This is a genomic window from Paenibacillus sp. LC231, assembly GCF_001860525.1.
Classification (GTDB): Bacteria; Bacillota; Bacilli; order Paenibacillales; family Paenibacillaceae; genus Paenibacillus_AQ.
The window spans coordinates 341,024-355,666 of record NZ_JFOM01000026.1; the positions used below are offsets into that span (position 1 = coordinate 341,024).

Annotated in this window: 12 protein-coding genes; 1 reads left to right on the forward strand and 11 read right to left on the reverse strand. The window is 49.8% G+C overall.

Annotation, left to right across the window (positions count from 1 at the left end; genetic code table 11):
- Window positions 1–17: 17 nt before the first annotated feature.
- From AK95_RS18725 to AK95_RS18745, 5 genes are all read right to left on the reverse strand, one after another.
- Window positions 18–794, reverse strand: a complete 777-nt coding sequence (locus AK95_RS18725) for a histidine phosphatase family protein (protein ID WP_235613150.1) — start codon at window positions 792–794, stop codon at window positions 18–20.
- Between the two features lie 267 nt (window positions 795–1,061).
- Window positions 1,062–2,081, reverse strand: coding sequence for a Gfo/Idh/MocA family protein (locus AK95_RS18730; RefSeq protein ID WP_071221409.1), 1,020 nt, complete (start codon window positions 2,079–2,081; stop codon window positions 1,062–1,064).
- Window positions 2,082–2,401: 320 nt separating this feature from the next.
- Window positions 2,402–4,732, reverse strand: coding sequence for an ABC transporter permease (locus AK95_RS18735; RefSeq protein WP_071221410.1), 2,331 nt, complete (start codon window positions 4,730–4,732; stop codon window positions 2,402–2,404).
- Window positions 4,732–5,436, reverse strand: coding sequence for an ABC transporter ATP-binding protein (locus AK95_RS18740; protein ID WP_162487602.1), 705 nt, complete (start codon window positions 5,434–5,436; stop codon window positions 4,732–4,734). The genes AK95_RS18735 and AK95_RS18740 overlap by 1 nt, the downstream gene beginning before the upstream one ends.
- Window positions 5,437–5,782: 346 nt before the next feature.
- A complete protein-coding gene (locus tag AK95_RS18745) occupies window positions 5,783–6,232 on the reverse strand; it encodes an Lrp/AsnC family transcriptional regulator (protein ID WP_071221412.1) in 450 nt (149 codons plus the stop codon).
- A 187-nt stretch (window positions 6,233–6,419) separates the two neighbouring features.
- Between AK95_RS18745 and AK95_RS18750 the strand changes: the two genes are divergently transcribed.
- Entirely contained in the window at window positions 6,420–7,181 is a 762-nt protein-coding gene (locus AK95_RS18750; protein WP_071221413.1) for an MBL fold metallo-hydrolase, read from the forward strand.
- Between the two features lie 291 nt (window positions 7,182–7,472).
- Here AK95_RS18750 and AK95_RS18755 read toward each other — a convergent pair whose 3' ends face one another.
- From AK95_RS18755 to AK95_RS18780, 6 genes are all read right to left on the reverse strand, one after another.
- Window positions 7,473–8,648, reverse strand: a complete 1,176-nt coding sequence (locus AK95_RS18755; protein WP_071221414.1) for a DUF4317 domain-containing protein — start codon at window positions 8,646–8,648, stop codon at window positions 7,473–7,475.
- A 362-nt stretch (window positions 8,649–9,010) separates the two neighbouring features.
- Window positions 9,011–10,588 carry a hydantoinase/oxoprolinase N-terminal domain-containing protein gene (locus AK95_RS18760; protein WP_071221415.1) on the reverse strand — a complete coding sequence of 526 codons (1,578 nt, stop codon included), beginning with the start codon at window positions 10,586–10,588 and terminating at the stop codon, window positions 9,011–9,013.
- Window positions 10,585–11,700 carry a DUF917 domain-containing protein gene (locus AK95_RS18765; protein WP_071221416.1) on the reverse strand — a complete coding sequence of 372 codons (1,116 nt, stop codon included), beginning with the start codon at window positions 11,698–11,700 and terminating at the stop codon, window positions 10,585–10,587. The genes AK95_RS18760 and AK95_RS18765 overlap by 4 nt, the downstream gene beginning before the upstream one ends.
- A 4-nt stretch (window positions 11,701–11,704) precedes the next feature.
- Window positions 11,705–12,994, reverse strand: coding sequence for a cytosine permease (locus AK95_RS18770; RefSeq protein WP_071221417.1), 1,290 nt, complete (start codon window positions 12,992–12,994; stop codon window positions 11,705–11,707).
- Window positions 12,995–13,032: 38 nt separating this feature from the next.
- On the reverse strand, window positions 13,033–13,620 hold the full coding sequence (locus AK95_RS18775) for a TetR/AcrR family transcriptional regulator (protein ID WP_275528125.1): 588 nt from the start codon (window positions 13,618–13,620) through the stop codon (window positions 13,033–13,035).
- Between the two features lie 209 nt (window positions 13,621–13,829).
- A complete protein-coding gene (locus AK95_RS18780) occupies window positions 13,830–14,639 on the reverse strand; it encodes an AAA family ATPase (RefSeq protein ID WP_071221418.1) in 810 nt (269 codons plus the stop codon).
- Between the last annotated feature and the right edge of the window lie 4 nt (window positions 14,640–14,643).

A 14,643-nucleotide genomic window follows, 5' to 3' on the forward strand; every position in this document is an offset into this window, starting at 1 on the left:
TATTGTAATTTATCGTTTTATTCTGCTTTTTCGCCTTTTTCGGCGTAACTCATATCACCTACGGATTCGATCTTGTACGTTCCGTCCTTGTAAATAATCTTCGTTACACTCGCATTTTCCAGACCCGCGGGGGGAACTTGGCTAGGGTCAATCGTTTGAAGGAGAGCGCTAATCGATAAGCCATGAGAAACGACAAGCACGTTGCCGCCGCCGTTTTCGGTTGTTTCTTCGCTGATTTCATCCAAAGCCGTTCTCAAGCGAGTGGAGATCGCTTCCCAATCCTCAGCCTGTCCGGTCTCGTCCGAGGCGGCAATCGTGTCAGCAATTTTCCCCATATCAGACTTCATATCCAGCTGTTTCATATCGGTAATCCCTAAACCCTGCAAAATCACGTTCCACATATTCGCGTTCAGGTCCCCTTCGTACTTGCCGAAATTCCATTCCCGCAGATTCTTGTCGGTCGTAAGCTTCACATCTGTTTGTCCGCTCTCTTCAAGGACGAGGTTCGCCGTTTCGATCGCCCGACCGCTGTCACTACTATATGCGGCAGCGAATGGAATCCCCTTCAATCCTCTTCCGAGCTGTCTGGCAACCGTGACACCGGGCTCCGTCAGCGGCGAATCGGCCCAGCCTTGCACGCGGTCGCTTGTGTTCAGCATTGTTTTTCCATGCCTTGTAATATACAAAGTAACCGTGTTGTCCTTGCTTGCAGCCTGATCCGAGCCGCACGCCGCCAATGAAATGACAAGAGATAAAAGAACGGCAAGAAAAAGCACATTTCTAAGTTTACCCATACCCTATTCCCCCTAAGTAATATCTTTTTCAAGTGGAAGGAAGCTTAACGTCGGAAATACAAACATGTCGGAAAGCGCTTCCAAATATAATTATAAAAAGAAACGCCGTCTCCCGGAGAGACAGCGGTTTATCGTTTTTTGCGTCATCAATTAATTAAAAATTTCAATATTATTTACTTGTTCCAGGATAAGAGGTTAAATAATTACCCATACCATCTTTTCATTCCATCACACCCTAGGGTAGGGCCCACTCACGAACACCATGGATCACCTCAGCTTGATGCCTTGTCCCATCAACTGAGGCCTTACATCCGTAAAGCCCTCACCCGGCTTACGCAGAGCTTCCAAAACAACCTGTGCGTTATACCCGTCATGGAAATCATAGATCTGGCCGGGCTCTCCATTTAGAATCTGAATGATTTGTTTCAGGATCGGCAGCGGGCTGACGACATCATCCACAGGTACAGGCTGCAGATCGGTATCCTTGCCGCTTAGGTATAAGTTGCACCAGTTCTCCAATGCCAAGGTGCCTTCCTCACCGTGGACCACCAGGGAGACACGCTCCTCCCCTTCCCGTTGGTCGGTTCCCGACAGACGAATCTCGATATCATTATGTAATCGGAGCACGGCCTGGACTCGGCTTTCGGACTGATTCGAATCCGGCGGAAACTCGATCTCGCTCTTCACATGCGTAATCGGCCCGAACACCTGCTGGATCATCTGGATCCAGTGAATACCAACCTCCAGCAGGTATCCGCCCTGCTGCCTTGACGTGATCCATGGATTCTGCTGCCAAGCCCTCGGCCACTGTGGAAACTCCAGGTACAGCTCCATGCTTTGGATCCCGCCGATCGCTTGCTCCTCTAGCAATCCCCGCAGCTTTAGAACAGCCGGGTCGAGCGGAAGCGAGAAATGAACCACATGGAGCACATCGACCCTCTCGGCCAGCTCCACCAGACTCCGAGCTTCGGTCAAGCTATTGGCCAGCGGCTTCTCGCAGAATACGTGGACGCCTTTCTCAAATGCGATGCGGGCCACGTCATAGTGCAGGGACGGTGGTACCGCGATATACACCAGGTCAAGTGTCACCTCGTCCAGCAGCTGGCGATAATCGGTGTACAGCCTTGGATGAATCCCGGCTTCTGCGACTTCCCGGTGCAGACTGGATTCATCACTGTCGCAAATGGCGACCAATTCGATCTTTTCCGTATATTGGGGCAGTAAGCGGTGAATCATATGCCGACCCATGTGCCCTAAGCCAATGACGGCTATTTTTTGTTTCATCATCCTGTTCTCCTATTCCATTCGCGATTGAATTTTGCCATTGAATGCCACGTCACCTATTATAGATCAAGGTGCTGCTGGCCGTACACTTGGATTACCGAAAAAAAACAGCAAAAAGGCTGCCCGAAATGGGCAGCCTTTGAACTTGTCATCATCGCGGATCGATCCCCCGCCCCTGCGGCACTTCAAACAGCAGGTTAGCGATCATCTCATGATATGCTGCATGTTCTCAGCATGGTACTCCTCGAACTGCCCCACAGCATCTGCATCGCTAGCAGATACTCCTTCATACCGGTACTCTGTACTATTTGCGGGCATCCATTTCACTCCACACCCTTCAACGACTCAATCATATGAATCCGGGTCACTTTTTTCCGAAGCATGAGGTTGGAGAGGAGGGTCAGGATGAATGCCAGCACAACCGATGCCAGCATAATCACAAGGTTTAATTGGTCCGGAATTTGCTGATGCGTACTCGAAAGCGCCTGGATGATGATGGAATAGACATAGCCGCTGATCGGCAAGGCGACAATGACTGCAAAAGCGGTTAACAGCATGTTCTCAGAGAAGATCAGCCGGTTGATTTTACGTTTGGGATAGCCTAATACCTTCAGGGTGGCAAGCTCACGATTCCTTTCGTAAATGTTGATGGAAGAGATCGTGTAGATGGCGCCAAAGGACAGAATGACGGCGCAGATGATAAACATGATGAAAATAAAGCTGTTTTGCTTCAGCATATACTGCGCTGATTTCTTGAGGTCGTCCTTGTCGGCAATGGCCTCCACCTGCAGGTCTTGTTCAAAGAAGCTGCGAACGCCCGCCAGATCGGCAGCGCTATGCACGCTCACTAACAGCGAGGTCGGATCGTAGTCGATACCCACACTCTTCATATAATTCGGTGTGCTGTAGAACGACGGATTCGAGTATTGTGTGGAGATGTCCAGAACCTTCATATCGACGATGGTTTGGTTAAGCTCCGGTGCCGTGAATTGAAGCTGGATTGTATCCCCTTCAGCAATTTGATACTGATCCGCGTAAGATTTCGGTACCAGCACACCATGATCTTCTAACGATAGCCGGTTGCCTTGTTCATCATAAAAGCGAATCAGCTCATTATCCTGCTCCGTAACCACCAGCGTAGCGTTTTCTTTGTTTTCCCCTTGGATGAATTCCACAGGGTAAGTGGACAACCCATAATGGTCTGCAATGCCGGAGGGCAGTGTTGTTGCCCTATCCGGGAACGATCCCATCCCATAATCGATTCGTAAATCGTACGTATTTACCTCTTCAATCTGGCCAGCTACCTTGAGCAGGGCCGTCTGCGTGCCGAAAGCCGTGATCAACAAAACCGTACTGACCACAACGCCAACGGAGCTTGCGAATGCTTTTTGTTTATTTAGGAATATATTTCGTAGAATGATCTTGTAGCTATAGGACAGCCGACTCCACATCCCCGGAACTTTCTCGATGAGCAGCTTCTTCATCTTCTTCGGCGGTTTCGGACGCATCGCCTGGGCAGCACGTTCTTGCAAAATCGCTCTGCCGCTGAAATAGCAGGACAGCATGCCAAAAACACTAGAGCAGATCATCGGAGGTAGGAGTGTAAAAAACGAAAGGGTGAACGTCAGGTCGGGCAGGGAGTAGGATCTTCCAATTGACGTTGTAATGAGTGGAATGAACAGGGCGGCGGCGATGGCATAGCCCAATATGGAGCCGATGACGCCTGCCAGCACGGGGTAGCCCATGTAATGGAGCATGATGCTTCTTTTTTTCACCCCTAATGCCTTCATAATGCCCACTTGATTGCGCTGTGAATCTATAATCCTCGACATGATCAGAAACAGAATCACCGCTTCGATCAAAAAGAGAACGATTGGGATCACCCTGCTCATCAGCTTATTATTATAAATCGTTTGCTGGGTCTGGGAATAGTTGAAGGTTCGTTCTTTACTGACCTGGCTTATATAAGGGAGGGACTGGGAATGTGCTTCAATGGCCTGGCCTAACTGGTCAATATCGTAACCGTCCTTGGCATCAATCAGGATCTCATTGTAGAACATACCGCCTGCAATTTCAGTAATGGTCTCTTCGGGGATATAAGCGATTCCATAAGCTTGATGGTCCTGGGTTTCGTTCTTCTTGGCATGCTCCACATTCTCATTCAGGCCGCTAATCGTGAACGTCATGTCCTTGTCATTCACACGGAGGCTGATGAAATCACCGACACTATAATGATGCGCCTCGGCATAGTGGGAGTCCAATAGGATCTCATTCGGCCCTGCTGGCATCCAGCCCTCCATCATCCTGGATGTGTTGATTGCATTCGGTACGGGGATCGAGTGGACCGTTAAAACAGCTTTATCATCTTCAAAAGCCTGTTCGGCCTGGACGGTATAACGCCCTTCGATATGTTGAATGCCTTCAATGCCTCCTAAATCGGCCACATCCTCTGCGGAAATTTGACTGTAATAGAAGTTCAAGTCGCTTAGATTATGTTCTTGAAAATACCCCTTCGTATAGCCGCTAAGATTGTCGCTCAATGTGACCAGTCCCGTGTAGAAAAAGGCTCCCACCGCGATTACCAAAACTATGGCTATGAATTGTCCTACCGACTGTTTCATGTCCCTTAATAATTTCAACGCTAAAATCTTCATCACCACTCGATCCCTTCAACGCTTTGTTTGTGATCATTGATCGTGATGCTCTCGATCTTCCCGCTCTTGACGCGGATCACTTTATCCGCCATCGGCGCGATGGCCGAATTATGGGTGACCAGCACGACGCATGTCTTCGTTTCCTGGTTCAAATCTTGAAGAAGCTTTAAGACCGATTTCCCTGTCACATAATCCAAAGCACCGGTGGGTTCGTCACAGAGGAGAAGCGCGGGGTTCTTGGCAACCGCTCTTGCGATCGCAACTCTTTGCTGTTCGCCGCCAGAGAGCTGGGAAGGGAAGTTCTTCAAACGATCCGTTAGTCCAACCTTATGTAAAATATCACGGGCGTCCAGATGGTTCTTACATACCTCTGTCGCAAATTCCACGTTCTCTAGCGCATTCAAATTCGGAATCAGGTTATAGAATTGAAATACGAAGCCAACCTGCTCGCCGCGGTATTCGGTTAATCTCTTCTCGCTCCATCCGGTAATCTCTTGATCTCCAACAATCACTTGCCCCGAGGTAGCCGTATCCATCCCGCCAAGAATGTTCAAAATCGTGCTTTTCCCCGCCCCACTGGCCCCTAGAATCACGACGAATTCCCCCTCCCGGATCGAAAAATCAACCCCCGCAAGGGCTTGAATCGTTACTTCGCCGATTGGATAGGCCTTGGTTACGTTTTTGAATTCGATTAACGTTGTCACTTCGTACATCTCCCCACACAGAAAATTTCCGGAATTGGGCTGCCCGCCATTCCCGGTCTCTTGTAAAGAAACTACCGTTTCTCACTAACCGCTAGTTTCATTCTATATCCATCATAACTAGCCTCATGGATATTTCTTCCTGCAGCCGATGTATTTACGTATCGGTCTTCAGAAGGATCTTTGTCGCCGCTTCTCCCTTTTGGCATCATGAACACAAAAAGAGTCATATAGGTAAACAACACCTACATGACTCTTATACTTCCTATCTGAAATTGCAACACAATCCTTTTATTCTCTGTAGTAAGCGTAAAGCCTTCGATGACGGCATCCTCGAATGAAGCTTTTGCTATTCATTTGGTGCGGCGGTCAACGTACTGCGTTGTTTGATTTTTTGTATGGACAGATTCAAGCTGTAATTCCCATAATCGAGAAGTTTATTAAGAAAAAGGTTCAGCTGATCTTGGGATGAAACTTTTATCGTTAAATGGTAACAGCCTTCTCCCGAGATTCGATGTGCTTCAACTATCTCATTTTGATCCATTATAAAACGAATAAACGAATCGTGATTGGCTGTTTTCATATGAATGATAACAAATGCTGTATAAGCAAGCCCTAATTTCATGTCATCGATGATTAGGGAATAGGCTGTAATTACACCGCTCTCCTCAAGTTTTTTGATACGATTGCCTACTGCTTGTCCAGTCATATGAATTTGTTTCCCTAAGTCTTTCCATTGAATCCTAGAATTTTCGGTTAGTAACCGAAGGATCTGATAATCCGTTTGATCAAGTTGCATACCATAATCCTTTCACCGTGAAATGATTTCATGTAAAAGCGTTTCATCAAAGCATCGATTAAATTCAAGATGTCATTTATCATTTTACTATACAACAACCCTTATCCCAAAGTTGACAAAGGGAACCCGTATTGGTTACCTGGCCGTTGAGTAAACTATATCCAAATCAAAAAAGGAGTCTATTGCCATGAAAATACAACTCATTCGAAATGCGACACTTGTTGTCCAATATGCAGGGAAGAAGTTTTTAATCGACCCTTTTTTGGGAGAAAAAGATTCGTATCCGCCTTTCCCTAATTCGTTACGCCAAGATCAAAACAATCCTTTGGTTGGCTTGCCAACCTCGGTTGACCATATTATCAGCAACTTAGATGCTGTGATAGTCACTCATCTACATTTAGACCATTGGGACGATACGGCTAAAGAGGCGCTGCCAAAAGATATTCAAATGTTTGTACAAAACGAAGATGACGCAGCAGAAGTCAGAAACGCCGGTTTTCAAAATGTAGAAGTGCTGCAAGAAAATTCAGCCTTTGGAGATATTCGATTAGTTAAAACTAAAGGCGAACACGGCAGAGGAGAAATATTACAACTTGCCGGACATGTGTGCGGTCTTGTCTTGAAGCACCCAAGCGAGAAAACATTGTATATTGCTGGAGATACGGTTTGGTATGAAGCTGTTGGGGAAGCCATCGAAACACACAAACCGGAAATCATTGTTGTAAATGGAGGAGATAATCAATTCCTTCAAGGCGGATCTCTAGTAATGGGGAAAGAGGATATCTACCAAGTATATAAAGCAGCCCCTGAGGCGAAAATTATATCTGTCCATATGGAAGCAGTTAATCATTGGACATTATCAAGGGAAGAATTAAATATCTTTACTAACGAAAAAGGAATCTCCTCTAATGTTTTGATCCCAAATGACGGGGAATCCTACACGTTTTAATGTATCGATGGATTAAAGCCAAAGTTCCTACAAGACCCTAATAGCCTCTAGGGTCTTTTTCCTTGCCAAAACATGCTTTTAAATAACCACAAATACGGGTTCAGGCATTATGGTCTTTATCGCCGCTTCTCCCGCAGCATGCTTAACACAAAAAGAGCCATATAGGTTAACAACTCCTACATGACTCTTATGCCTCCCATCCGAAATTGCAACACGAGCCTCTTTTACTCATGGTATACCTATATATTCTCAGGTTTCCACACCGCGCCGAAGCTTGTACGATGAACGAGTCTATAAAAGCGTCTCTGAAGCCAGCGTAAACCCTTCAATCGCGACATCTTCGTCGACTTCAATCATGATGCAGCGTTTACCTTGGAAATTCACCTGTTTGACATACCTTAAATCCTGCGGGCTAATCGAAATTGTAGCTACCTTGGTTTCGATCTTAATGGATTTGGAGGTATACTTCGGCATGACGCTGGTTGCTTTCATCTCATAGTTCTTGTTGTCCACGATGGTTTCGAATGCCCTCTCCACCTTCTCGGTTGTCACGTCCTCTACGCCGCTTGCGTTCAGTACGCGCTCCAGATCTTTATAATCCAGCTTCGGAGGTTCTTCCTCCTTCGTCTCTTCGTTAATTTCGATCACCCGGTTGATTTCCTCGTACACCTGGGCTATGGTGGCTGAATCGAGCTGTTCGCCGGCCACTTCCTTGACGATATCCTCGAAGATCGCTCGCTCTTCTAGTGCCGTCACGGATCTTTCCCCGTTCAAGACCTGTTCGACAAAATGCGGATCCGGAAAATTCGATTTTCCCGTACAATACAAAATACGATTCACATCGGAATAATTGTCCGTCACGCTAGGGTACAGGAATCCTTGCTCCGGCGTGCTTAACTTGATAATCGGATCTACAATGACATTGTACTTGAACTCCCGCTCCACATAATCGAACAAAAGCGTCTTCCGTTGTTTCTCCGTAGAATTCACGCTGCATAAAATGAATGGATGGGCGAACACCTCGTTCTTCTCGCTCTCTTCCGCTTCATCGTTTCTCGCCTTGGTCGGCAAATAATACTGTCCCCGAACGAACGTGACTACCATATCCCGCTCATATTGGGTATCCTTCAGCATTCGATCCACCAGCATCAGCATCAAGTCCTGCCATTCTTCCGGATCACCCGACACGAGAGCTTGGTGAAGCATGACCTGCGCAGGTTCCTCCGCTGCTTCCTGAAACCTCAATTCGAACAATTTTTGATCCAGTTCGCCGGTCAGCAGTTTTTTGAAATTCCCCATGTATAACTCTTGCTTCTCCCGATCCACCAGCTCGAACGGCAGGCGCTCCCAGTGGTAGATTTCATTCGTTTCCTTTGTAATATAGACATTGAGAATATCGTAAATATTCATTAAATCGTGATCCAGCTTAAATTGCTTGCGTATATTGGCGACTTCTTTTTTGTTCATATCCGATTCGGCAGCTCCTTAAATATAATCTGGCTTATCTAGTATAAATTATTGGATCGTAAATTGGTAAGCGATCTTGAGGATTGCATTGCTGCGCCTTGGGTCAATTCTCCTGCGGCCCTGATCCTCTATTGTTGCATATTTGAATACCCGAGTCGAGGATATTTCCTTGAAATAAGATCGCCAGCAAAGTATAGGCCGCGAAATAAAAAAATGGCGGTACGGAGTTGGATCCGTACCGCCATTTTACATGTTACTTTGGTCCCGCGCCGTTCGCCGCGAGCACCGATATACGAATGCTCACAGGCTATGCACACACTCCTCAGCGCTAATGCTGCCGAGCGAGGCGCATGCCTTGCGTGTTACAGCTTACCCGCAGCTTTCACTTTCACAAGCAGCGCATTGCCTGGCAAATACGCAATCGGAATGTCCTCGACGGACACAATCTGTACGGTCTCCGGATTCGCGCCAGCTGCCGTTGCCTCGTTCATGGCGCTTTCCTTCGCATCGCGGATGACGTCGTCATAGCTCCAGTCGTCCAGCGAATAGATCCTCTCGGACTCGCCGCTAACCTCTCCCAGCGCTGCGCCGATTGCGTTCGCCGCATCATAGTTGTCCGGCCGGATGATTCGGCTTGCCCCTGCCAGCGTCTCCGGTACCAACAAACTGCCGCCGCCGACCAGAATGACATCGACCGGGTCGGCACTCGTTTTCATCCGATCTATGGCATCCTCCAGAATCTGCTGCATGACGGCATCCACCTTACCGCATACAGCTTCGTCCACGGCATCCGCGTTGGTGCCCGGCCATACGGCACGGCCCAGCTTTACGGCTACGTCCGTCGTCGTCAGTGTATCTCCGCCAAAGATGCGGGCCCGTGTCGTCAGCTTGTAGCCCACGCTGTCCGGGCCAACCGTCACGCCGCCTGCGTCGTCCAGCCGGACGATTGTGCCGCCGCCGAGGCCAATGGACAAAATGTCCGGCATCCGGAAATTCGTTCGAATGCCGCCGATATCCACCGCTGCCGACGACTGGCGCGGGAAGCCTTGCACGAGCACGCCGATATCCGTCGTTGTGCCGCCGATGTCGACGACCAGCGCGTCGCTCAGCCCGGACAAATGCGCCGCGCCTCGAATCGAATTCGTCGGTCCGCACGCAATCGTCAGAATCGGGTAGCGGAGCGCGTATTCGCTCTTCATCAACGTCCCGTCGTTCTGGCAAATATACAGCTGCGCATCAATGCCGAAGCCATTCAGCGCTTCCTCAAAGCCGCGCACCACGCCCGCAATGACTTGCAGCAGCGCCGCATTCAGCACGGAGGCATTCTCCCGCTCCAGCAATCCGATGCTGCCGATCTCGCTGGAGTAGGTAACCGGCATGTCCGAACCCAACACTTCGCGCACGATCTCTCCAACCCGCTTCTCCTGCTCACGGTTCACAGGAGCAAATACGCCGCATACCGCCACCGCGTCGACTTCGCCGCTCATCCGGCGGCACAGTTCGGCGATCTCCTCTTCATCCAGATTGGCGATCTTGCGGCCGTCATACTCATAGCCGCCAGAGGCGATATAGCTATGCGGCCCAACTGCAGCACGCAGCGATTGGTCCCAGCCGGCCAGCGGCGGAACGGCTGTTGTTGCCGGAGCGCCGATACGAATCAGGCCGACCCGGCCGAGATGCTTGCGCTCCACGATGGCATTGGTGCAATGCGTGGTGCCGAGCATCGCATAGCGAATGTCTGAGCCATTCACGCCGCTTTCCTGCAGCAGCCGGCGAACGGCCTCCACAATGCCTTCGTTCACGTCGGCAGTCGTGTGGACCTTCACCTTGTGCACGCAGCGCAAGTCGGAATTCAGCAGGGCAGCGTCTGTATTCGTACCCCCCACATCAATGCCGATGCGGTAAATCTGGTTTGGGTTAGCCTTTGTAACCTGGGTCATTTCGCCGCACCTCCTTTCGAAGCCAACGTCTCGATCGGCACATAATCAAAGTCATAACCGAAGTATCTCGGCCCGGCCGTCTCGATGCCCTTTGGCGTGCGCCATTTGTCATCGCACGGCAAACCTGCTGCCGTTACCCGGGCACCATACTTCAAGTTCTCCGTCGTCACCGGCATACCCGTATCCTGATCCAACAGCGTAATCAAGTCAGGCGTAATGGCGAGCGGTTGATCGTCAACGGTGGCGAGCAGGAACTCATTCTGGAAAAACAGCCGCATCGTTTTTCCCTTGTTCTCACCGGTACCTTCGAATACCGCTTCGCCGCGCGTAAAACCGCCGTCCATGCGGCGACGGATATCCACAGCCTTGCCATGGAACAGGGCATGGCCATTCAGCTTCGCGAGCAATTCGCGCACAGGATTCAGCTTCTGCTGCTTCGCTTCGAACAGCGTCCGCCCGATCTCATAGGCGAGCGTCAGCGTGCCGCCGATCGCGCTCTGCTTCGCCTGCGCGCCGGATACCGGATAATCGCAGATGGAGGCAGATCCCCCCATCTCCACCGTCAGCGCACGCGCCATCCGTTCTTCCCACACGCCGTCAATCGTATGCATCAGCGCGCTGTTGCCGCGCTCGTCCGCCATCGCCACCGGGCTGCACGGGATGCCTTCCAGATGGAACGTCACCATCTGCGATTCTGGAAACGCACGCCCCATCGCATCGGCATCGACGAGCGGAATTCCGCGCTGCGCCGCCGCAATGACCGGAACGAGCGAGTTGCCGCCGCCGACCTCGATCGGCATGACAGCATCCACCTTGCGCCCGAGCTCTCTCTCCATCAGATCAAGCGGTTTGGTCAGCTGTTCAGCCGAAGGGATTTTCTCCAGCATCACCGTCGGTGCTCCGATCATCGATACCGGCACGATAAGGCCTTCATCGTCCAGCTCTTCGAGCTGGGCGATTCGAACCGGGCCAAACTTGCGGATCGCCTCCATGGCCATTAATTTTCCGACATGAGGATCTCCACCGCCGCCCGTGCCAAGCACCGCAGCTCCTATCGCGATATATTCAATGGCTTGTTCGTCCAATGAGGTTAATCTGGTTGCCTTGTTCATGCTTTCATCCCTTCTTTACTACCCATTTGCCTATGATTGCTTGTACGATAAATGCCATCAAGAAGCTGTCCAGCGCCGGAACCTGCGTCACATGGAACCATCCGAGCCCATCCGGGGCCATCGTTGTCATGAACCCGAAGAACGTGGCTATGACCCATACGACGATGGAGCGGGGAATCCAGCTCCGATTGCTGTCCAGCCCGTCAAACGAGAATCTATTTTTGTTTACCAACAAATACTCCGCCGTATAAATGCCGCCCAGCGGTGCGACAAGCATCGTAATATACGTCAGGAACGTCATGAAACGGTCATAAATACCAAAGCAAGCAAGTGCTGTCGCAATGAATCCTGCAATAATTGTGATCACGGATTTAGGCACCCGTTTGAATACGACGGAGAAACCCAGCCCCGCGGAATACAAATTGTTGGTATTGGTCGTCCATTGTGCCAGCGTCAGCACGATGATCGCCGGAATACCGAGTCCAAGCGTCAGAAGAATGCCCGTCAGATCGTCGGAATCCATCGTACGCGACAGAAAGATTGCAATAATGGTCATGAAGCTGTTGCCGACAAAGAAACCGATAAATGCTGCGGTAACGGCATGTTTTGGCGTTTTGGCCCAGCGCGCGATGTCAGGGGACAGCGCCGTTCCAAGGATAAAGATACCGATAACCAGCGAAATCGCCGTCCCCATTGGCACAGCCTCACCCTCGAACTGTGCCCAGACGGTGCTTCCGCCTTCCCCGTTAAGCGCCATGACCAGCGCGATAATGATAAATACGACGAGCAGCGGTACCGACCAGACGCTTAATTTTTCAATCGCCCTGTAGCCCCAGATCGCCGTGGACATCATCAGAAGTCCGCCAATGATCGACAGTACCCAGAGCGACCAATGCCAACCCCATAGCTCGCTTAACGCCGTCTGGAAGTTGGAAGCGAAGAAGCCGACCTGAACGCCGAACCAGCCCAGCGATGAAATGCCGAGAATGACCGAGACGATTAACGCCCCTTTGTTCCCAAACAGAAACCGGCTGATCATGGCCGTCGACAGGCCCGTTTTGGCTCCCACATAGGCGCAGACAGCCCCGATCATGCCCAATATGGCTGAACCGACGATGACCGCCGTAAGCGAGTCGCCGATGCTCATGCCCGCGCCGAGCTGCGCACCCAGAAACATCGCGGACAAGTCAATGCCGATCGCAATCCAGACAAATGCCATCGAGAGCCATGATTTCCGCAAATGCTGGGGTACGGGCTCCCGTTCGTAATCTTCTATTTTCGTATCGTTGCTCATGTTCCACCCTCTGCTTTCTGTACCATCTTGTTGATTGCCTAAGCTTCGACGGATCTCCAGAACATCTCAAAGGCATGTTTAAGTTTCCGTTCGAACAGCTCCGGCGATTTATAGTAGTAATATTGCATGCCCAGCCCGTCCATCAAGGTGAGGTACGAATCCACCAGCGTCTCCATCGGGACGATGGCCAATTCGCCGCGATCCAGACCTTCCTGCATGATCTCGACGATAATGCTGCTCAGAAGCGTATCGAAACGCCCAAACGCCTCCTGCATCCGATCCAGCAAGAAATCCGGCGGGAAAATTAAGTACCGGAAGGCAAATGCGGCAAGCTCCCGCTTGTCCCGGTGGAAATCGTATTGGCGAAGCAGCAGTGCATGCAGTTTTTTCTCCGTACTCATTCCTTTGCTGGTTTCTGCCATCGCTTGGATATATTCGTTATAGGCGCTCATCGATTCTTCGAAGACCGTCATGAACAGATCTTCCTTGCTTTCAAAAAAGGCGTAGATTGCCGGTGTTTTGACGCCGACCTCCTTCGCGATTTCCGATAATGCCGTTCCGTCGTAGCCCTTTAGTCCGAATAACCTCAGCGCAGCTTCTTTCAGCTTCGTTCTGGTCATGTTCATCCCCTTTTCTCCATTTTAATTAACGTTAATTAAGTAGATTATACAACTTTCTGCATAAAAATCAATTCATTTCATTGCTCTGCCAAATTGTCTTTCAATCCTTATACGTTCAACATTCAAGCAGGCAATGTGCCAAGGTGGATAAAATACCCATAACAAAAAGAGATATCCTTATTCGAAGGATACCTCTTCTGGAAACTCAACCCTATTCATTCAAACAATCTTTGATGTTTATGAAAAAATCGATAAAAGAATTGTACATTGTCCAGCTCAAACCATTCGGCCGTTTGCAAAATCTTCGCATCGAGATTGTAGATCTTCGCATGAAGCGTACCCAGGACAAAGGGAGAGTGCGTAGCAATAATAAATTGACTGTCAAAATAACGCGCCAAATCGTTCATTTGCTCGGCCAGCTTGATTTGATTCGCCGGAGAAAGCGACGTTTCCGGTTCATCCAATAAATACAGTTGCCCGGGAAGCAAATATTCCTCAAAAAACTGCATCGAGCTTTCCCCGTTTGAATACTTCTCCTGAGAGAATTGAATGATATCCATCTTCTTCTTGAATTCATACGACTGCTCCAGCTCTTCTACCTCGGTCTTGCTCTTTCCCTGAATGAGCTGCTCATGCAGAAGCCCTTCGCGAAGCGCGCTTTCCTGCTGTATTTTCTTGATTTCATACAACAGATCCTCTGACTTGATGTATCGACTCTCAGCAGGAAGCTTATATAGGGGACGCTCCTGTTCATCCTGCCCGAATTGATAGCTGCTTTCCTCGATAAATCGCTGAACGTAGATGCTGCGTCCATAAGTGGCCATTCGCTCAGCGCCCGCCATTCCCAATTTGTTGGCGATCAGATTCAGCAAGGTGGATTTGCCGGAGCCATTACTGCCGTATAATACCGTGATTCGATCAAACAGCAGCACTTCCCCTGCCATGTGCCTGAACACATGATCGGGATATATATTCGGGTTGCTGGAAATGGTAGAAGAGAGTTTGAAGTTATTTAAATATAGCATCGCC

What these genes read in the sequence shown, in the direction of transcription:
- AK95_RS18725 (WP_235613150.1), bottom strand. Translation starts at nt 794, where the DNA reads ATGGGTAAACTTAGAAATGTGCTTTTTCTTGCCGTTCTTTTATCTCTT.
- AK95_RS18730 (WP_071221409.1), bottom strand. Translation starts at nt 2,081, where the DNA reads ATGATGAAACAAAAAATAGCCGTCATTGGCTTAGGGCACATGGGTCGG.
- AK95_RS18735 (WP_071221410.1), bottom strand. Translation starts at nt 4,732, where the DNA reads ATGAAGATTTTAGCGTTGAAATTATTAAGGGACATGAAACAGTCGGTA.
- AK95_RS18745 (WP_071221412.1), bottom strand. Translation starts at nt 6,232, where the DNA reads ATGCAACTTGATCAAACGGATTATCAGATCCTTCGGTTACTAACCGAA.
- AK95_RS18750 (WP_071221413.1), top strand. Translation starts at nt 6,420, where the DNA reads ATGAAAATACAACTCATTCGAAATGCGACACTTGTTGTCCAATATGCA.
- AK95_RS18755 (WP_071221414.1), bottom strand. Translation starts at nt 8,648, where the DNA reads ATGAACAAAAAAGAAGTCGCCAATATACGCAAGCAATTTAAGCTGGAT.
- AK95_RS18760 (WP_071221415.1), bottom strand. Translation starts at nt 10,588, where the DNA reads ATGACCCAGGTTACAAAGGCTAACCCAAACCAGATTTACCGCATCGGC.
- AK95_RS18765 (WP_071221416.1), bottom strand. Translation starts at nt 11,700, where the DNA reads ATGAACAAGGCAACCAGATTAACCTCATTGGACGAACAAGCCATTGAA.
- AK95_RS18770 (WP_071221417.1), bottom strand. Translation starts at nt 12,994, where the DNA reads ATGAGCAACGATACGAAAATAGAAGATTACGAACGGGAGCCCGTACCC.
- AK95_RS18775 (WP_275528125.1), bottom strand. Translation starts at nt 13,620, where the DNA reads ATGAACATGACCAGAACGAAGCTGAAAGAAGCTGCGCTGAGGTTATTC.
- AK95_RS18780 (WP_071221418.1), bottom strand. Translation starts at nt 14,639, where the DNA reads ATGCTATATTTAAATAACTTCAAACTCTCTTCTACCATTTCCAGCAAC.